The sequence below is a fragment of the Hymenobacter rubidus genome, assembly GCF_016734815.1.
Lineage (GTDB): Bacteria > Bacteroidota > Bacteroidia > Cytophagales > Hymenobacteraceae > Hymenobacter > Hymenobacter rubidus.
The window spans coordinates 85,813-105,143 of record NZ_JAERQF010000005.1; the positions used below are offsets into that span (position 1 = coordinate 85,813).

10 protein-coding genes are annotated in these 19,331 nt (G+C 64.5%); 5 read left to right on the top strand and 5 right to left on the bottom strand.

Translation table 11 applies throughout. The features are described 5' to 3' along the window. The first annotated feature begins 36 nt into the window (after positions 1 to 36). Together JKL48_RS05665 and JKL48_RS05670 are read left to right on the top strand one after the other, a co-directional pair. Positions 37 to 5,859: a beta strand repeat-containing protein gene (locus JKL48_RS05665; protein WP_201979739.1), complete on the top strand. Its 5,823-nt coding sequence runs from the start codon at positions 37 to 39 to the stop codon at positions 5,857 to 5,859. 193 nt (positions 5,860 to 6,052) lie between these two features. After that, positions 6,053 to 8,554 carry a GEVED domain-containing protein gene (locus JKL48_RS05670; RefSeq protein WP_201979741.1) on the top strand — a complete coding sequence of 834 codons (2,502 nt, stop codon included), beginning with the start codon at positions 6,053 to 6,055 and terminating at the stop codon, positions 8,552 to 8,554. A 259-nt stretch (positions 8,555 to 8,813) separates the two neighbouring features. On the opposite strand, the gene JKL48_RS05675 is transcribed toward JKL48_RS05670, so the two are convergent. The 4 genes from JKL48_RS05675 to JKL48_RS23525 form a co-directional block, all read right to left on the bottom strand. Continuing rightward, complete coding sequence (locus JKL48_RS05675; protein WP_201979754.1) at positions 8,814 to 10,763, bottom strand: peptide-N-glycosidase F-related protein; 1,950 nt, start codon at positions 10,761 to 10,763, stop codon at positions 8,814 to 8,816. Positions 10,764 to 10,942: 179 nt separating this feature from the next. Further along, the gene (locus tag JKL48_RS05680; protein WP_201979757.1) at positions 10,943 to 11,464 is read right to left on the bottom strand and encodes a GNAT family N-acetyltransferase; all 522 of its coding nucleotides are present in this window, start codon (positions 11,462 to 11,464) and stop codon (positions 10,943 to 10,945) included. A gap of 135 nt (positions 11,465 to 11,599) precedes the next feature. Continuing rightward, positions 11,600 to 13,171, bottom strand: a complete 1,572-nt coding sequence (locus JKL48_RS05685; protein WP_201979760.1) for an ABC transporter permease/substrate-binding protein — start codon at positions 13,169 to 13,171, stop codon at positions 11,600 to 11,602. After that, entirely contained in the window at positions 13,159 to 14,313 is a 1,155-nt protein-coding gene (locus JKL48_RS23525) for an ABC transporter ATP-binding protein (protein ID WP_201979769.1), read from the bottom strand. Before JKL48_RS23525 ends, JKL48_RS05685 begins: the two co-directional genes overlap by 13 nt. Positions 14,314 to 14,464: 151 nt before the next feature. Here JKL48_RS23525 and JKL48_RS05695 point away from each other — a divergent pair, with 151 nt between their 5' ends. Continuing rightward, on the top strand, positions 14,465 to 16,111 hold the full coding sequence (locus JKL48_RS05695) for a M28 family peptidase (RefSeq protein ID WP_201979770.1): 1,647 nt from the start codon (positions 14,465 to 14,467) through the stop codon (positions 16,109 to 16,111). Positions 16,112 to 16,264: 153 nt separating this feature from the next. On the opposite strand, the gene JKL48_RS05700 is transcribed toward JKL48_RS05695, so the two are convergent. Then, positions 16,265 to 17,149, bottom strand: coding sequence for a pirin family protein (locus JKL48_RS05700; protein ID WP_201979772.1), 885 nt, complete (start codon positions 17,147 to 17,149; stop codon positions 16,265 to 16,267). 300 nt (positions 17,150 to 17,449) lie between these two features. Between JKL48_RS05700 and JKL48_RS05705 the strand changes: the two genes are divergently transcribed. Further along, entirely contained in the window at positions 17,450 to 18,580 is a 1,131-nt protein-coding gene (locus JKL48_RS05705; RefSeq protein WP_201979774.1) for a glycoside hydrolase family 43 protein, read from the top strand. A 324-nt stretch (positions 18,581 to 18,904) separates the two neighbouring features. Further along, complete coding sequence (locus JKL48_RS05710; protein WP_201979776.1) at positions 18,905 to 19,327, top strand: BrxA/BrxB family bacilliredoxin; 423 nt, start codon at positions 18,905 to 18,907, stop codon at positions 19,325 to 19,327. Positions 19,328 to 19,331 lie beyond the last annotated feature (4 nt).

A 19,331-nucleotide genomic window follows, 5' to 3' on the forward strand; every position in this document is an offset into this window, starting at 1 on the left:
TACATTTAGCGGAAAAACTAGATAAAATTCCGCAGTATGAAAATTCCATTTACGCAACTTTTGAAGCTGCTGCTTTTGGTGCTGGGGGTGGGCGGCGCGGTACACGCGCAGAGCTACCAGCAGGTTCCCCTCGCGGCCTCCAGCTTTACGGCCGACGTGGTCGCCAACGGCACCACCGCCTCCACGTCGCCGCTCAACTCCACAACGTCTGACGTGGACGGCGGCGGCTACTACTTCCTCTCGCAGGACTACAACAGCACCGCCGTGCCGCACACCTCCGGCCTGCCCACCAACGGAACCATTCCCAACGTCATTGCCGGCTATTCGGCGCTGACGTACCAGTTGGCTTCGTATGGCACGGTGAGCGGCGGGGTGAATGTGAACAGCAACAACGTGCTGCGCATTGCGGGCACCGGCTCCGGCACCCTGGCCTTCGCCACGCCCCAGGCCGCGACGGAGGTGTACGTGCTGGCCACCGGCGGCGGCGGGGCCCCAACGGCCAACCTGACCGTGAACTTCTCGGACGGCACCAGCCAGGCTTTCACCGGCATCTCCATTCTGGACTGGTACACGGGCGGGGCCACGGCGGCGTTTGGCATGACGGCGCGGGTGGGCACCAACAACGCCATCTCGCCTACTACCGCCACGGGCACGGCCCCCTTCCTGTACCAGGTGAAGCTGGTGCTGAGCGCGGCCAACGTCACCAAGACCATCACGGGCGTCACCATCGCCAAGACGACTTCTGCCAATTACCTCAACGCTTTCGCGGTGAGCATTCTGCCCACCTGCTCGGCGGCGCCCACCAACCAGACCGCCTTTGCGGCCACCACCAGCGGGGGCACCACGGCCCTGACGATGGCCTGCCCCACTACCAGCATCTACTTGTCGGTGCCGCCGCAGGGGGCCTTTACTTACCAGTGGCAGTCCTCGCCCGACAACGCGACCTGGGCCAATATCAGCGGTGCCACCAGCAACACGTACACGGCCACGCAGACGGCGGCTACCTACTACCGGGTGCTCGAAGCCTGCCCCTACGACGGCAGCGGCGGCACCGTGGTGGCCTCGGGCTCGGTGCAGGTGGGGCAAAACACGGCGGTGAACTGCCCGTGCGTGCCCAACCGCAGCAGCACCAGCACTTCCTACGCCACCGTGTCGTCGGTGTCGTTGCCCGGCGACGGAGGCGTGACCCTGAGCAATGCACCGGGCCTCATCACCAGCTCTTCGGCCGGCTACGTGTCGAACAGCTACGCGGTGTATCCGGCCAGCACCACCACGACCACCATCAGCCCCAGCACCACCTACGCCCTGTCGGTGGCGGTGCCGGCCTATACCCGCGCCTCGGCCTGGGTTGACTATAACCAGAACGGCACCTACGAGGCCTCGGAGTTTTACATTCTGACAACTGGCGCGGCAGTGTATAGCTCGTCGGCTACTACGCTGACGGTGAGTATTCCGGTGCCGGCCACGGCCACGCCCGGCCAGACGCGGCTGCGCATCCGCACCGACTATTACGGCAACACGACGCTCAATACCTACACCGGAGCCTGTTCGACGACCACCTACGGGCAGTCGATGGACTACTACCTGACGATGGCAACCCCGATAGCTTGCTCGGGCACCCCACCGGCCACCACGGCCACGGCCACGGCCACGTCGGTCTGTGGCAGCACGGGCTTTACACTGAACGCAACGGGCGTACCGGCCGGCACTACCGGCCTGAGCTACCAGTGGCAGAGCAGCCCGGCCGGTGCCAACACGTTCGCCAACCTGGGCAGCGCGCAAGCGGCTCCGAGCTATGCGGTGAGCAGCATTTCGGCCTCGACCGACTACCGGTTGGTCGTGACCTGCACGGCCAGCGGCCAGTCGACCACTTCCAGCATCGTGAGCGTGGCCCGCGCCTACCTGACCTGCTACTGCGCGGTGGTGAGCACGGGCACGGGCGAGTACATCAAGAGCGTGACGTTTCCGGGCACGCCGGGCTTCACCAACACCACCAACGCCAACTCCACCAACGGCACGGGCGACTTCACGGGCAACAGCGCGCTGACGACCACGCTCAACCAGGGCGCGACGTACCTGAACGGGGTGAGCATCACGGTACACTCGAACAACACCGGCTCGCAGGGCGGGATGTGGATTGACTACGACCACAGCGGCACCTTCGAAACCACGGAATACATTGCCCTCGGGGGTTCCAGCCTTATCAACACCGATGTAACGCTCACCACGACGCTGACGGTGCCCACCACGGCCCTGACCGGGCCAACGCGGGTGCGGGTGCGCTGGCGCAATGGCACCATCGCCAATACCGATGCCTGCACCACCGGCACCAGCACCTGGTACGGCGAAACCGAGGATTACCAGATAAGCATCGCGGCCCCGACCACCTGCTCGGCCCCGCCCAGCAGCGTGGTTGCTACGGCCAATACCACCAACGCCTGCGCCAACGCTTCGTTTATGCTTTCCACCAACAGCATTCCGACCATCCTGGGCGGCTACACCTACCAGTGGCAGAGCAGCCCGGCCGGCGCCGGCACCTTCACCAACATCAGCGGAGCCACTACGCAGAGCTACACGGTGGCCAGCCAAACGGCCGCGACCGACTACCAGCTCATCGTGGGCTGCCAGTACGGCGGCACCCCCGTCACGTCGAACGTGGTGAGCGTGGGGCAGAATCCGTTTGACCAATGCTACTGCACCACCTCCTCCACCCACGGGTGCGGCACCTACGGCTCGATTGCCAACGTGAGCATCGGCACGCTCAACAACAGCTCGGGCTGCGCGGCCTCCAGCTACACGGTGTACCCGGCCAGCACGGCTACCACCAACCTGAATGCCAATGCCAGCGCCACGCTGACGCTGACCATTGCCAACGCCAGCGCCGGCTACCGCTACGGGGTGTGGATTGACTTTAACCAGAACGGCACCTTCGATGGTTCGGAGTTTGTGGCCAGCAGCACGACCAGTACCACGGCCTCGCCCACGGCCACCATTGCCATTCCGGCCTCGGCCCTGGCCGGCCCCACCCGGATGCGCGTGCGGACCAAAGCGGGCATCACGTCGTATGGCGACTTTGCTTCCTCCGACGCCTGCTCGGTGCAGTACGACGGCGAAACCGAGGATTACACGGTAACCATCGTGGCGCCCACGGCCTGCACGGGCGCGCCGGCTGCCCCGGTGGCTTCGGCCAGCGCCAGCACCGTGTGCGCGGGCACTTCCTTCACCCTGTCGGCCCCCAACCCCGGCAACATCACCGGCCTGAGCTACCAGTGGCAAAGCAGCCCAGCCGGCGCCAATACGTTCGCCAACCTCAGCGGGGCCACGGCCTCGACCTACACCGTGAGCAGCCAGACGGCCGCCACCGACTACCGCGTGGTGGTGACCTGCGCGGGCAGCGGCCTCTCGACGCCTTCGAACGTGGTGAGCGTGGGCCAGAACAGCTTCGCTGCCTGCTACTGCACACCCACCGGCGGCGTGTGCACCAACGAATACATTCGCGGCGTCATCGTGAACACCTTGTCCAATACGGGCACCGCCTGCACCACCGGCGGCTACGCCGACTACACCGCCAACGCGGCCCTGACCACGACGCTGGCCGCGGGCGGTACTTACTCCGTCACCCTGAACCTGCGCATCAACTCCAACCCGGCCGCGGCCGGCGTCTGGATTGACTACGACCACAGCGGCACCTTCGACGCCGGGGAGTTCACGCAGGTGTACAGCAACACCGCGGCCGCCTCCAACCTCGACGTGAGCGGTACGGCGAGCATCACCGTGCCCGCCGGCGCCCTCACCGGCGCCACGCGGATGCGGGTGCGCTCGGCCAACAGCACGGTGCCCCTGAGCGCCACCACGGCCTGCCCGCCCAACCCCTACTACGGCGAGATTGAGGACTACCTCATCACCATCAGCGGCACCATCCCCGACCTGACGGTGAGCACCACGACCACCATCCCGGCCGGCACCTACAACAACGTGACCGTCACCAGTACCGGCAACGCCACCCTGACCGGCGCGACGGTGGTGAACGGCGCTTTCCAGGTGCTGGCCGGCGGCACGCTGACCACCGCCTGCCAGCCCCTGACGGGGCCGGGCAGCTTCGGCCTGGCGGCCGGCGCGACGCTGAGCATCTGCGACCCGGCCGGCATCACGCTGAGCGGGGCCACCGGGGCCATCCAGACGGCCACGCGCACGTTCTCGATTGCCGGCACTTACGTGTATAGCGGCGGTGCGTCCCAGAGCACGGGCTCGGCCCTGCCGGCGCAGGTGCGCAACCTCACGGTGAGCACCACCGGTGGCGCGGCCCTCACCCTGTCGCAGCCGGTGGCCATCCGCCGCCTGCTCAGCCTGAACAGCGGCAACCTGCTGGGCGGCCAGAACCTGACCCTGCGCTCCGATGCCGACTCGACGGCCCTGGTGGCCGTGGCCGCTGGCGGCGGCACCGTAACGGGCGCGGCCACGGTGCAGCGCTACATCAGCCCGGCCACCAATGCGGGCCTGGGCTACCGCCACTTCGCCGCGCCGGTCACGAACACCACCGTGGCCGACCTAGCCACCGGCAGCTTCAGCCCCAGCGTGAGCCAGGGCGCCGCCTACAACGCCTCGGCCACGCCGGGCACCGTCACGCCTTTCCCGACCGTGTTTAGCTACAGCGAAGCCCGGCAGGCCACCAGCCCCGCTACCAGCTATTCGGTGTTCGACCGCGGCTGGCTGGCGGCAACTTCGACCGGCGACGCCCTGACCTCGGGCAAAGGCTACACCGTGAACCTGGCCGCCGGCCAGATGGTGGACTTCGTGGGCACGCTGGGCACGGGCACCGTGGCCATGGCCCTCACCCGCGGCGCCACCACCGACGCCGGCTGGAACCTGCTCGGCAACCCCTACCCCTCGACCCTAAACTGGGACAACGTGACCATTCCGACAGGCATGGACGCGGCGGTGTACGTGTACCGAAGCGCCAGCCAGTACACGGGCAGCTACACCAGCTACACCAACGGCCTGGGCACGGGCGGCGGCCGCACGTCCACCATCGGCATGGGCCAGGGCTTCCTGGTGCGGGTGAGCCCCGGCACGACGTCGACCACGCTTACCCTGACCGATGCGGCCCGCAGCACCGACTTCGGCTCCGGCGGCGCCTTGCAGCGCGGCAACGACCCCCGCGCCCGCGTGCGCCTGGCCCTGGAAAACATCAGTGCCTCGCTTTCGGATGCGGCCTACGTGTACTTCGAAGCCGGTGCCACAACGGGCATCGATGCCCGCTACGACGCCGTGAAGCTGGCCAACCCCACCGGCCTCGGCCTGGCGGCGATAGCCGCCGGCACCGAGCTGGCCATCAACGGACTGCCGCTACTCAGCACCGCCACCGTGGTGCCCCTGACGGTGACCGTGCCCCAGGCCGGCACCTACACGCTGCGCGCCGAGGAGCTGGTGAACCTGCCGGCCGGCCTGGTGTACCTGCGCGACGCCCTCACGGGCCAGCAAATTAACCTGCTCCAGCAAGCCAGCTACACCTTCAGCACTGCGGGCGCGGCCGCCATTGCGGGCCGCTTCTCCCTGGGCTTCGCGCTGGCCGCGCCGCTGGCTACGCCTGCTGGCCTGAGCGCCGCCAGCGTAAGCGTTTTCCCCAACCCGGCCCACACCGGCGTGACGGTGCTGGTGCCCGCCGTAGACGGCGCCCGGCAAGTACAGCTGACCTTGCTGAACAGCCTGGGCCAGCGCGTGAGTGAGAAAACGGTGCCCCTGGGCACGGCCGGCGCGCAGGCCACGCTGGACGTGAGCGGCCTGGCCGCCGGCATTTATACCTTGCGCCTGCAAGTGGCCGGGCAAGCCGCCGTGGCCCGCCGGGTGGCCGTGGAATAACTAAGCCGGTTCGCCTGCTTTGCCAGGCCGAGGGCGACTGCTACGGTCGGCCTCGACCCAGCAGTGATAGGAAAGCTCCCGTCGAATATGTTGGCGGGGGCTTTTTTATAAGAGGCCAATCGTCAGGAACGGCCTTGCGTTGGGCAGCAAGGCCTGGTTACCTTCCTGAAAAATTTACCTCACTTCTCTTCACATGAAAAAACACCTTACTCATTTTGCCCGGCTGGCGCTTTATGCCCTGGGCCTGGGCGCGGCCCCGGTGGCCCAAGCGGCCTACGTGCCGCTGGTGGTTACGGGCTTCAACGCCGACGTAATTGCCAACGGCACGGGCTTGTCCACGAGCTCGACCACCATTGGCGTTGATGCGGGCGGCTATGTGTTTATGGCCCAGGACTTCAACCCCACCGGCACCTCGTACCTGCCCCAAAACGGGCTCATCAACAGCGCGGCCACGGCCGGGGTGTCGTTCCAGCTGGCTTCTTACACGGGCAGTAACTCGCTGCGCATGCCGGCCACGGGCACCGGCACGGGCGCGGGCTCTGGTACGCTCACGGTGGCCACGCCCCAGCCGGCGGGCGAGGTGTTTCTGCTGGCCACTTCGGGCAGCGGCCTGAGCACGGTCAACGTGACGGTGAACTTCACCGACGGCACCAATCAGGCGTTCAGCGGGCAAACGGTGGCCGACTGGTACGGCGGTTCGGGCTACGCCATTCTGGGCATCGGGCGGGTGCAGCGCGGCGTTGAAAACCGCGAAAACAGCACCACCGACCCGCGCATCTACCAGGTCCGGCTCACCATTGCCACGAGCAACTTCGCCAAGTCCATCCAGAGTATTGACTTCGCCAAAACGTCGACCTCGGGCGTGCTCAACGTGTTTGGCGTCAGCATCAACTCGGTGTGCAGCGGCACGCCGGCCGCCGGCACCCCCACGGCCAGCACCGCCAGCGCCTGCACCAACAACAGCTTCACCCTGAACCTGACCGGCGCCGCGTCGGGCTCGGGCGTGAGCTACCAGTGGCAAAGCCGCCCCGCCGGGGCGGGCACTTTTGCCGACATCAGCGGGGCCACCACCGTGCCCTACACCGTAGCCAGCCAGGCCGCGGCCACCGACTACCGCGTGGTGGTCACCTGCGCGGGCAGCGGCCTCTCGTCCACGTCGGCCCTCGTAAACGTGCCCCAGAACTCGTTCCTGAACTGCTACTGCACGCCCACCGGCGGCAGCTGCGCCAGCGAGTGGATTCGCGGCGTCACCCTCAGCTCGTTGGGTAACCTGAACACTGCCTGCTCTACCGGCGGCTACGTGAGCTACGCCGCCAACACGGCCCTCACCACTACGCTGCTGCAAGGCGCCACCTACCCCGTCACGCTCGATTTGCGCATCAACGCCATCAACAGCGCGGCCGGCATCTGGATTGACTACGACCACAGCGGCACCTTCGATGCCAGCGAATACACCCTCGTGGGCACCGGCCCGGCCACCGGCTACACGGCCCTCAACCTGAGCCTGACCGGCAGCGTGACCATCCCGGCCACGGCCCTCACCGGCCCCACCCGCCTGCGCGTGCGCTCCAACAACGGCGCCGTGGTCGGCAACCAGGCTTGCTTCAACAGCTACTTCGGGGAGGTGGAAGATTACCTCATCACCATTGCCGCGCCGGTGGCCTGCACCGGCACGCCCGTGGGCGGCACGGCTACGGCATCGGTCACGACGGTGTGTCCTGGCACGACTTTCGAGCTGCGCGCCAGCGGCTACACCACCGGCGCCACCGGCCTCGCCTACCAGTGGCAGAGCAGCCCGGCCGGCGCGGGCACGTTCACCAACCTCAGCGGGGCCACCACCGTGCCCTACACCGTACCCAGCCTGACGACGGCCACCGACTACCGCCTGCTAGTGAGCTGCGCGGGCAGCAGTACTTCGGCCATATCGAGTGCGGTGAGCGTGACGCCCACCCCGTTTGCGCAGTGCTACTGCTCGCCCACCTACCTGAGCGGGGGCAATACCGATATTATCAAAACCGTGACGCTGGGCACGATGACCAACAACACCGCTGCCCTGGGCAACGTGGCCCCGTATTACCACGACTACAGCACCCAGCAGCCGTCCACGCTGGCGATTCCGAACCTGCCGGTGGGCCGCACCACCAACGTGGTGCTCACCTTCGGGGCCGAAAACAATCAGTACAGCGCCGTCTGGATTGATTTAAACCGCGACGGCATTTTCGGCGCCACCGAATATTTCACGCTGGGCACCAACGCCGGCTCCAACGGCACGGCCACCATTCCGCTGGTCATTCCCGCCGCCGCTCCGCTTGGCCAAACCAAGCTGCGCATCCGGGGCGCCGATGACGTGGTGCCTTTGGGCTCGCAGGCCTGCGGCGCCACGGCTTCGGACTACGGCGAAGCCGAGGACTACCTCATCAACCTGGTGGCCCCCAGCGCCAGCCGCACCGGCGCCGACGCCGTGGCCCTCAGCGCCTTCCCCAACCCGGCCACTTCGCTCCTCACCGTGCAGGTAGGTGCTCCCGGCAAGAATGCCCAGCTCAGCCTCAGCGACCTCACCGGCAAAGTGCTGCAAACGGCCCCGGCTACCAGCCAAAGCACCAGCTTCAACCTGAGCAGCCTGGCCGCCGGCATCTACCTGGTACGCTACCGCGACGATGCCACTACTCAAACCATCAAGGTGAGCAAGCAATAGGCAGTCGAATTAAGTAGTCAGCAAAAAGCCCCCGTAGCATAGCTGCGGGGGCTTTTTTGTTGGTAGTGGGAGGGTAGTTACCACGTCATGCAGAAGTAATCAATGCTCTTGCCCGTCATGCTGAGCGCAGTCGAAGCATCTCTACCGTACAAGTAATTGATTTTACTACTGCGGTAGAGATGCTTCGACTACGCTCAGCATGACGACCTTTTAGTATATGGTCCTGCCTCTGCATGACGGACTGGCAACCCAACCCAACTTACTCAATCACCAGGCGGCGGTTCAGCTTGGTGCCATCGGCCAGGCTCACTTCGAGGGCGTAGATGCCGGGAGAGAGGCTGGAGAGGGCCAGCGGCTGCACGGTGGCTTTCACGGCGCCCAGGTTCTGGGACCACACGCGGCGGCCCAGCGCATCTACCACGCCCAGTTGTACTTGCTGGGCGGCGGCCAGGTTCAGGTCGAGGGTGAAGCGGCCATCGTGGCTGGGGTTGGGGTACACGTCGAGGGCGTTTTGCAGCTGGGCCGTGGCCGTGCCCGACACCACGCCGGCCACCTGGAAGTTGAGCGTGTACTCGCAGCCAAAATCCCCGCTGATGGTGTTCAGCACACTGCCGCGGTTGTCCATGATGCGCATGGTGCCGTTGCCCGCGTTGGAAGCCCACCACGCAAAACCGTCGCAGCCCGAGTCGGTGACACGCAACGAGTAGCAGCCGGGCACGAGGCCCACCGGGTCGTTGTAGGTAGAAGCCGGGCTGGTGTTGGTGCGCTGGGCTACCACGTTGCCGGCCACGTCCACTATCTGCCAGCTGGTTTCGTTGGTGATGCCAAAGCCCCCAACGCTGGCATTGTTCGTCGTCAGGGCCACCGCGAAGCCGGCGGGCAGCGTGATGGACGGCGAAAAGCGCGTGGTGAGGGTATCGTTGTAGGCGTTCTGGTCGCGGCTGCCGTTGGGATTGGTGGTCCAGGCCTGGAAGCGGCCGCCGGTGGCGTTGTTCATCAGCGTGGCCAGGGCGGGCAGCACCACCAGCGTGTCGCGGCCGAAGGAGAGGTTGCCGGTCCAGTTATAGGTCTGGAGCGGGCCGCGGCCTTTCACCCGGTAGGCAATGGTGACGGCCGTGAGGCGGTTGCTGCCCAGGTTGCGCAGCCGCACCTGCGGCCCGCCGCAAATGGGGTTTTCGCGCACGTAGTTTTCGTTCGAGTTTGGCGCAATGATTTCATCCAGCGACGCATCGGTGCGGAAATTGATGGCGCCCGAGGTCACCAGCTGGCTGCTCCAGATGTATTGGGCCGAGGCCGAAGCCTGGTTGGAAGCGGTATAGGCCTGCATGTTGATGTCCAGCGTGTAGGGCTGGCCGGGCGTGGTGATGTTGGTGAGCGGCTGCACAATGCGCCGCACCACCGCGCCGGGGCACCAGTTGCCGCGGTTATACACCCAGGTGCCGGTTTGGGGGTACACTTCGTTTTTGCCGCAGTCGTCGCGCCACAAAAACGTGTTGCCGCGCGACTGCCCATCGACCAGCAGCGAGAAGTAGCGGCGGCAGAACTCGGCGCAGTTGAGCGGGTCGGCGCCGTGGCCCGAAATCAGGCTTTTCAGGGCAATGGTGCCGGCCGAGGGGGCCACCAGCGAGCGGGCCGGCAGGTAGTTCTCAATGGGGTCGGTGGTGCGGCCGTAGGCAAAAGTACCGTTGTACACGTTGCGCACGTCGATGGGGTTCTGCGGCGGCGTGCCCTCGATGAAATCGAGCCGCACGGTCACGTTGAAGCCCCACGAATACCCTTGGTATTCAAAGCGGAAGCTGGGGTTGCCCACCAGCAGCGGGGCGTAGTCCGTCACGTCCACCACGTAGTCGTGGGTTTTGTTGGTGGCCAGCCAGTCGGTGGCATACGGCGTCATGATGCGCAGCATCTCCAGCGAGTCGTGGGCCGGCGGGCGCAAAATCACGCGGGTGGTGTAGTCCCACGAGCCGCAGTACTGCGAGCCCGGCGCGCAGGCGTAGCGACCCAAGATGTAGTGCATCAGCACCTTGCGGTATTGTCGGCCGGCTACGGGCATCACGGCCGTGGTGTCGTAGTTGCCGTAGTGGGTGAGGGGCCGCCGGTTGAAAATGGTGACGCGGGTGGTGTCGCCGGGGGCTGCGTGGCTGCGTTCGGGCCGGGCCAGCAGGCTCGCCAAAACCAGCAGAAGGAGGAGGGGTAATTTTCGAAGCATGGGCTTGGGGTGTGGTTGGTGCTCTAAAATTACGGCACGAACCCAGCCCAATCATGCGAAAACCAATGTCTTGGCCTATTTTATTTCTGTATCAGCCGGCAACGCCATTGGTTTCAAAGGGCTGTTCATAGAAATGGAGCCTTATTTTCCACCATAGGGGCTGAGAAAACACCCCTGTTTCAAACCGAGGGGGTCAGGGACTTTTCCAGCGCCAGCAGGGTAAGCGGCTGCTTCGGAATACCAAAGCGCGGGTCGGTCGGAAAAGGCTCGGTGGCACCGGTAAGGTGGTAGCCCTGGCGCTCGTAGTAGGCAATCAGCTCGTCGCGTACCGAAATCACGGTCATTTTGCTCACCGCGCAGCCGTGCCGGCGGCCGTAGTCCTCGGCGGCGCGGAGCAGGAATTTGCCCACGCCCCGGCCCTGCCCGGCGGGGGCCACGGCCAGCATGGAGAGGTAAACCAGCGGGCCCTGGGCCTGCACATGGAAGCTGCCCAATAGCTCGCCGGCCTCGTTTTGGGCCAGCAGCATGGCGGCCTCGGGCCGGGCCAGCATCTCCAGCAGGCCTTCCTCGTCGATGCGTTGGCCGTCGAGCAGGTGGGCTTCGGTGGTCCAGCCCTGGTGGGAAGTTTCGCCCCGGTAGGCGGCGTTTACGAAGCGCGTGAGGCGGGGCGCATCGGCAGGCGTGGCAGTGGCAAGAATCATGGCGCGAAAGTAGAACCAGAACGTCATGCTGAGCTTGTCGAAGCATCTCTCCCGCGCAAGTAATCCAATCGGACTAACGAAGCGGGAGAGATGCTTGGACAGGCCCAGCAGGACGTTCTTTTACCTGCCGCCCAGTTACCGCCGCAGGTACCCGCCCAAATCCGACACGCTCACGATGCCTAGCTCCCGCGCCTGCTTCCCGCGCATCAGCAGCGCGTAGGTGTTGTTGAAGCCCAGCGGGGCTAGCCATTCCAGCCCGTAGCGGCGGCGAAACTCCTGGCGCACGTAGCCCAGCACCGCCGCTGGCCGGCCGCCTAGCGAGTCGACCGCGGCCGGTGTGGGCTGGAGCAGCACCAGCAAGCCGGTGCCCGTGTATTCGGGGTATAGGTCGATAGCCCCGTTGCGCAGCGCCTCGAAGCAGATGGTGGTGCCGCCCAGGCCGGTTTTGGTTTCCACGGCCAGGTCGGTATTGCCGCGGATGAGGGCGGCATATAGCTCGGCCAGAATGTATTGCTCAGCAAAAATTTTCGAGCCCAGCTTCACTACCGCTGCACCGGCCACGGCCGGGCGCGGGGCCCGCCACAGCCCCCGCCGCTTCAAAAAAGCTTCGGCAATGCGTTGGGGAGCCTGGTGCAGGTAGTCGGCGCGGTAATTCAAGTCGGTCATCACCGAATCGGAAATCTGGCCCGCCAGCTGCGCTAACACAGCGCCGAGTTCCGGATGCTGGCGCAGCAATTCGGGGCGCACCACGGGCACCGCGAAGTAGGGCGGGAAGGCCCGGCGGTCGTCGCGCAGCACCCGCAGGCCGTAGGCCCGGATGCGCCCGTCGGTGCTGTAGCCGTCGATGACGTCCACGTTGGCATTGCGGGCGGCTTCGTACACCAGCGTCGGGGCCAGCACCACGCTGGGCAGGCGCGTGAGGCCATAGGTTTTGGTAAGGCCCGGCAGTCCATCGGCCCGCCCCACAAACTCGGGGCTGAAGCCGGCCAGCAGCTTGCCCGTGGCCCTGGGCAGCAGGTAGAGGCCGCCCAGCAGCGGCAGGGCCAGCAGCAGGCCCGCGCCCACCTGCGTCAGCCGCCGCGTGCTCAGCTTTTGAACTCCGCCCAGCAGCGCATCAAAGGCCAGCGCCAGCCCGGCGGCAGGCAGGGCCCCGGCCAGTATCATCACGGGGTTGTTGAGGGCAATGCCGCCGAAAATAAACTCGCCCAGCCCCCCCGCCGCCACGTAGGCGGCCAGCGTGGCCACGCCCACGTTTATCACCGTGGCAGTGCGGATGCCAGCCATGAGCACCGGCAGGGCCAAGGGCAGCTCCACCTTGCGCAGCACCTGTCCATCGGTCAGGCCCAGGCCCCGCGCCGCTTCCACCACGGCCGGCGATACGCCCCGAATGCCCTCCAGCGTGTTGCGAATGATGGGCAGCAGCGAGTACAGAAACAGGGCAAAAAGGGCCGGTTTCGGCCCAATGCCCATCAGCGGAATCAGCACGCCGAGCAGGGCAATGCTGGGCACCGTCTGCAACACGCCCGCCAGGCCCAGCACCGCCGGAACCCAGCGCGGCCGCCGCGACAGCCAAACACCCAGCGGAACGCCCACCAGCACGCCGAGCAGCAATGAGCCTGCCGTGAGCCCGATGTGCTGCACCGTTTGCTCGCCCAGCTTGCCGGCCTGCTCGTGCCAGAAAGCAAATAGCGCGGTTAGCGTTTCCATGCGTCCTCCTCTCGTTGCAGGGCTTCGCCAAAAGCAGCCATGAGCTGGGACACCGAAAACAAGCTCGCCGGAGCACCCGGGCGGGTCAAAACTTCCAGCGCGTCCTGAACGGTGGTTGATGCGGTGAAATCAGCGCCAATTTTCCGGCCAACTGCGGGTTTTGAGTCAAGCCCTTGCTTACTTGCGATGGAAATCGGCTGGCCCCCCGCTTGGTTATTTACTCCGCCATCGGAATTATTTACCGGCTCAGAAAAAATATGTACTGCGCTAGCGGTCGAGCTTGCTATTGGTTGGGGATTTTGTGCCGTTGAGTTGGGTTTTTGTGCCGGGGGCGTAAAATTATTTACTTCTGAACCTGGGAAAACATCGCCCAGGGTCAATGTGCGCAATTGCAAGGCCAGCCGTTCGGCCGCAAAGAAGCTTTGCACAAAATCATTGGCGGGCCGGAACAGCAGCTCACGCGGCGTGCCAAGCTGCTGAATCTGGCCGGCATTGAGCAGCATAATCCGGTCGGCCAGCTCGAAGGCTTCCGTCACGTCGTGGGTCACCAGCACCACCGTTTTGCGGCGCAGCTCTTCCAGCTCCCGAAACTCGCGCCGGATGCTGGCGCGCGTCAGGGGGTCGAGGGCGCCGAAAGGCTCATCGAGCAAGATGATGGGCGGGTCGGCGGCCAGGGCGCGCGCCAGGCCCACGCGCTGCTGCTGCCCACCCGAGAGCTGGTGCGGGTACTGCGCGGCGTAGCGCGCCGGCGGCAGGTGCAGCCGCGTGAGCAAGGCCGTGGTGCGCGCCGCAATGGTGGCCGGGCTGTGGCCCAGCAGCTTCGGCACCACGGCAATGTTTTCGGCCACGGTGTAGTGCGGCAGCAGGCCCACTTGCTGAATAACGTAGCCCATGCCGCGCCGCAGCGTTTCGGCCGGCTGCTGGCGCACGTCGCGCCCGTTAATCTCCACGGTGCCGCCGTCGGGCTCAATCAGCCGGTTGAGCATCTTGAGCAGCGTGGTTTTGCCGCAGCCGCTGGGGCCGAGGAGCACCAGCGTTTCGCCGGCCGCTAAGTTGAACGATAGGTCCTGCACCACGGCGTTCGGGCCGAAGCTTTTGCGAAGGCTGGTAACTCGGATAACAGGCGGCGGAGCGTCGGGCATGGGCGCAAAGTAGCGCGAACTTTGTAGTTCGCGTCTCCGCGCCGCCTCAACAATTGTCGTGCTGCCACGCGAACTACAAAGTTCGCGCTACTTTGCGCTCATGCCCCACTGCCTGACGTCAGGTTTGGCCCGTCATTCCACTGTTTTTCCGATGAAATTTCCCTCTTCGTTCTTGGCCAGCCTGCTCGGCGCAGCCGCCCACGCCCAGGCCCCGCTCACCGTGCCCAAGCCCGTGACTGTTGCGCTGGAGCAAGTCAAGCCCGCCGACATCAAAGCCCACATTGCCTACCTGGCCGATGACCGCCTGCAGGGCCGCAAAGCCGGCACGCCCGGCTACCAGCTGGCCGTCGACTACGTTAGCCAGCAGTTCAAAAGCCTGGGCGTGCAGCCCGCCGGCGAAGGCGGCACCTACCTCCAGAAAGTGCGCCTGCGCCGGGCTTTCCTCAGGCCCGGCGCCGCCTTCGTGGCCCGCGATGCCCAGGGCGCCGCCCTGCCGCTCACGGCCGGTGCCGATTACGTGCTCTACCCCAGTCCCGAGCTGCCCACTACCCGCGTAACCAATGCGCCGCTGGCCTTTGCCGGCTTCGGCATCAGCGCCCCCGAGCTGGGCTACGACGACTACGCCGGCCTCGACGTGAAAGGCAAGGTGGTACTGATTGTGCGCGGAGCCCCGCGCACTTTTGGCTCTACCGTGGCCTCGGCCAGCCAGGATTTGGCTGGGCTCCTGAAAGCGGCCATCAGCCACGGCGCCGTGGGGCTGCTGGTGGCTTCCACCCACCCCGCGCCGCCGGCCAGCGTGAAGGCCGGCACCTACAGTGTGCTCGGGGCCAATGGCAAAGTGGCGGTGTCGCGCACTTTCGCCATTGGCAGCCAACAGCAGTTTTACGCGGCCGTGAGCGCAGCTACGCTCCAGCGCCTGCTGCAAACCTCGGCACTGGATACCACGGCGGTTTTCGCGGCCATCCGCAGCGGCAAACCCGCCTCGGCGGTGTTGAAAACGACCATTACGGCCAATGCGGAATCAACTTACCAAGACTTTGAGAGCTACAACGTGGTGGGCAAATTCACGGGCTCCGACGCCAGGCTGCGCGATGAGTACGTGGTGCATTCCGCTCACCTCGACCACCTCGGCATCACGGCTCCGGTGAAGGGCGACTCCATCAACAACGGTGCCCACGACAATGCCTCGGGCGTGTCCTGCGTGCTCGAAATCGCCAAAGTCTATTCCAAGCTGAAAGAGAAGCCCAAGCGCTCGATGCTCTTCGTGTTCATGACCGGCGAGGAATTGGGCCTGCTCGGTTCGTCGGCTTTCGCTGCCAATCCCCCAGTGCCCAAAGCCAAAATTGTGGCCGACATCAACATGGACATGCCCACGCTCATTGCCCCGCTGCTGAGCGTGGTGGCGCTGGGTGCCCCGCATTCCACCCTCATCGAGCCCGTGAAGCGTGCCTGCGCCTACATGGCCATCGACCTCGAAAACGACCCCGAGCCCGAGCAAAACCGCTTCATCCGCAGCGACCAGTACAGCTTCGTGACGGCCGGCATCCCCGCCCTGCACATCAAATACGGCAACAAAACCGCCGACGGCAAAAACAACCTCAGCGAGGACGTGCAAAAGTGGCGCGCCGTCACCTACCACAAGCCCCAGGACGACATCAACGGCCGCTTCGACTTCGAGGCCGGCCGCAAATACGTGCAACTCTGCTTCCTCATCGGCTACCAGGTGGCGCAGGACACCGCCCGCCCGACGTGGAATAAGGGCGACTTTTTTGGGGTGCGGTACGGCGGTCAGCGGTAACCAGAACAAACATAAAAAACGTCATGCCGAGCGCAGCCGAGGCATCTCGCGTGGGGTAGTAATCCTTTTCTTGCGATTGAATTACTGCTGCACGCGAGATGCCTCGGCTGCGCTCGGCATGACGTGCTTCATTAATGTCTCAAACGGCAAACGCTAATCCGCAAACGTCCCCATCGCCCCGCTTTCATAATCGGCAATGGCCTGCACCAGCTCCTTGTTCGTGTTCATCACAAACGGGCCATACGTCGCCAGCGGCTCTTCAATGGGCTCGCCGGCCAGCACCAGGATGATGCTGTCTTCGGTAGCCGTGAGGCGCATGTCGGGCGAGTTCCAGCCCAGCACCACCAGTTGCTTGGTGATGGTCGGGCGACCGTCGTAGAGTTGCACCGCACCCTTCACAATGTAGAGGCCCACGTTGTAGTCCTGCGGCAGGCTGAGCGTGAATTCGGCGCCTTTGCTAAGGTGCACGTCGAGCATTGTCAGGGGCGAAAACGTGCTGGCCGGCCCTCTCACGCCTTCGTAAGCGCCTGCAATGACGCGGATACTGCCTTTGCCATCCGCCGTAGGCACGGTTTTGATAGCGGCCGAAGGAATGTCCTGGTAGTTGGCCGGGGCCATTTTGTCCTTTTGGGGCATGTTCACCCACAGCTGCACCACCTCCAGCGTGCCGCCCCGGCGGGTAAATTCCTTTTCGTATAGCTCCTCGTGCAGCAGGCCCGCACCGGCCGTCATCCACTGCACGTCGCCGGGCCCGATGTTGCCGGCGTGGCCCGCCGTGTCGCGGTGCGCCAGCACGCCCTGGTACATAACGGTCACGGTTTCGAATCCCCGGTGCGGGTGGGGCGGTGAGCCCAGCGGCTGCTCGCTCGGCGCAATGGCCATCGGCCCGATGTGGTCGATGAGCAGAAAGGGGCTGAGCTGGCGGATGCGCGGCCCCGGCATGGGGCTGGTCACCTGGAAGCCGTCGCCCACGGCTTTTCGGTTGCCATCAATTATCTGAAAGATTCTGCGGAAATCGGTAGCCGGCGTGGTGTCCATAAGCAGCAAGAAAAAGAGGGTAGAAGGTCCGCACACGGCGGCTGCCTGCTAAAAGTATTTGGGGGCAAAATAGTTATCGACTTTGCCCCGGCAAACCTGCTTTTTTAACCGGCGTAGAAGCTGAGCTATCGGAATCGGTTGCGGTAGTTTGCTGCTAAAATGGGTTAAAAATCAAATGGTTGCGCGGATAAAAGGTGCGTCTATATTTGCGCAAGCTCCCGCCTGACTCCGCGTTGGGTGGCTATTAGACCAAGACAGTAGCCGGAGCTTCTTCCGCGTTTTCAACCCCTAAAATTCCCCATGCGCAACCCCCTGAAATCGAAAGCGCCGGCTGCCGCTCTGGTCGCCTCGCTGGCCCTGCTGGCCGCCTGCCAATCCACCGAAACCAAGCAGGAAACCACCACGACTACCGCCCCCACGGAAGCCCCCAAAGCCGATACTGCCGCCGCCAAAAAGTACCTGTCGGAGCCCCTCATCAGCAACATCTACACCGCCGACCCGTCGGCCCACGTCTTCGCTGGCAAGATTTACATCTATCCCTCGCACGACATCGAGGCCGGCATTCCGGAGAATGACAAGGGCGACCATTTCGCCATGAACGACTACCACATTCTGTCGATGGACAGCGTAGGCGGCAAGGTGACCGACCACGGCGTGGCCCTCTCGGTGAAGGACATTCCCTGGGCCGGCCGTCAGCTTTGGGCCCCCGATGCGGCTTTCAAAAATGGCACCTACTACCTCTATTTCCCGGTGAAGGACAAGCAGGACGTGTTCCGCATTGGCGTGGCCACCAGCACCTCGCCCAGCGGCCCGTTCAAGGCCGACCCCCTGCCCATGGCCGGCAGCTTCAGCATCGACCCCGCCGTGCTGCAGGATACCGACGGCAAGGCTTACATGTACTTTGGCGGCCTGTGGGGCGGCCAGCTCCAGCGCTGGCAAAAGGGGACTTACGACGCTAATGCCCCCGAAAAAGAGCCTAACACCGACGTGCCCGCTCTCAACGCCCGCGTAGCCAAGCTCTCGGCCGACATGAAGCATTTCGACGGCCCGGTACAGGAAATCAAAATCCTGGACGAAGCCGGCAAGCCCCTGCTGGCCAGCGACACCAAGCGCCGCTTCTTCGAAGGCGGCTGGATGCACAAGTACAACGGCAAGTACTACTTCTCCTACTCCACCGGCGACACGCACCTGCTGGTGTATGCCGTAGGCGACAAGCCCACCGGCCCATTCACTTACAAAGGCGTCATCATGCAGCCCGTGGAAGGCTGGACCACCCACCACTCCATCATCGAGGTAAAAGGCAAGTGGTACATCTTCTACCACGACACTCAGCTGAGCGGCAAAACCTGGCTGCGGAATATCAAAGTGACCGAGTTGAAGCGTAAAGCTAATGGCAGCATCGAGACGATTTTGCCGGGCGGTAACGGTTGATTGGAAGGCCTAGCGAACAGAACGGTCATGCTGAGCGCAGCCGAGGCATCTCTACCGCACCGTTTGTCATGCTGACGAAGGAAGCATCTTTTCACGTATGGCCGGTCAGTGGCGCAATCGTGATAAGGTCCTTCGTCTCTGCTTTAATCGCAGAATGCTCAGGATGCCAGAAGGCGCGGTAGAGATGCTTCGGCTGCGCTCAGCATGACCGTTCTTTTTACTCACGGACGCTCCCCCGAAACTTTCCCCGGCCCTCATTGCTTTAAGCATTCGTATTTTTGCATCCTCACGCGGCCGCGCCGCTTTTTATAAATCATTACGACAATGGCAGTTTATCCCGAATACATGGTGGCGCCCATCCGCCAGGACCTTACCGAAGTAGGTTTTGAGCAATTGATGACCCCCGAAGAAGTAGATTCCGCTTTGGCTTCCAGCGAAGGCACCGTGCTGGTGGCCGTGAACTCGGTGTGCGGCTGCGCCGCCGCCAAAGCCCGCCCCGCCCTGAAAATGGCCCTCGCCAGCGCCGACAAAAAGCCGGGCAAGCTGGTCACCGTTTTCGCCGGCATGGAAACCGACGCCGTGGCCAAAATGCGCGAGCACCTGCTCCCGTACCCGCCCTCGTCGCCCTGCATTGCCCTGTTCAAAGATGGGGAACTGGTGCACATGATTGAGCGCTACCACATCGAAGGTTCCGACGCTATGCGCATTGTGAACAACCTGCAAGGTGCGTTCGAAGAGTACTGCTAGTTTG

Coding starts and splice junctions, on each gene's coding strand:
- JKL48_RS05665 (WP_201979739.1), top strand. CDS start 37: ATGAAAATTCCATTTACGCAACTTTTGAAGCTGCTGCTTTTGGTGCTG.
- JKL48_RS05670 (WP_201979741.1), top strand. CDS start 6,053: ATGAAAAAACACCTTACTCATTTTGCCCGGCTGGCGCTTTATGCCCTG.
- JKL48_RS05675 (WP_201979754.1), bottom strand. CDS start 10,763: ATGCTTCGAAAATTACCCCTCCTCCTTCTGCTGGTTTTGGCGAGCCTG.
- JKL48_RS05680 (WP_201979757.1), bottom strand. CDS start 11,464: ATGATTCTTGCCACTGCCACGCCTGCCGATGCGCCCCGCCTCACGCGC.
- JKL48_RS05685 (WP_201979760.1), bottom strand. CDS start 13,171: ATGGAAACGCTAACCGCGCTATTTGCTTTCTGGCACGAGCAGGCCGGC.
- JKL48_RS23525 (WP_201979769.1), bottom strand. CDS start 14,313: ATGCCCGACGCTCCGCCGCCTGTTATCCGAGTTACCAGCCTTCGCAAA.
- JKL48_RS05695 (WP_201979770.1), top strand. CDS start 14,465: ATGAAATTTCCCTCTTCGTTCTTGGCCAGCCTGCTCGGCGCAGCCGCC.
- JKL48_RS05700 (WP_201979772.1), bottom strand. CDS start 17,149: ATGGACACCACGCCGGCTACCGATTTCCGCAGAATCTTTCAGATAATT.
- JKL48_RS05705 (WP_201979774.1), top strand. CDS start 17,450: ATGCGCAACCCCCTGAAATCGAAAGCGCCGGCTGCCGCTCTGGTCGCC.
- JKL48_RS05710 (WP_201979776.1), top strand. CDS start 18,905: ATGGCAGTTTATCCCGAATACATGGTGGCGCCCATCCGCCAGGACCTT.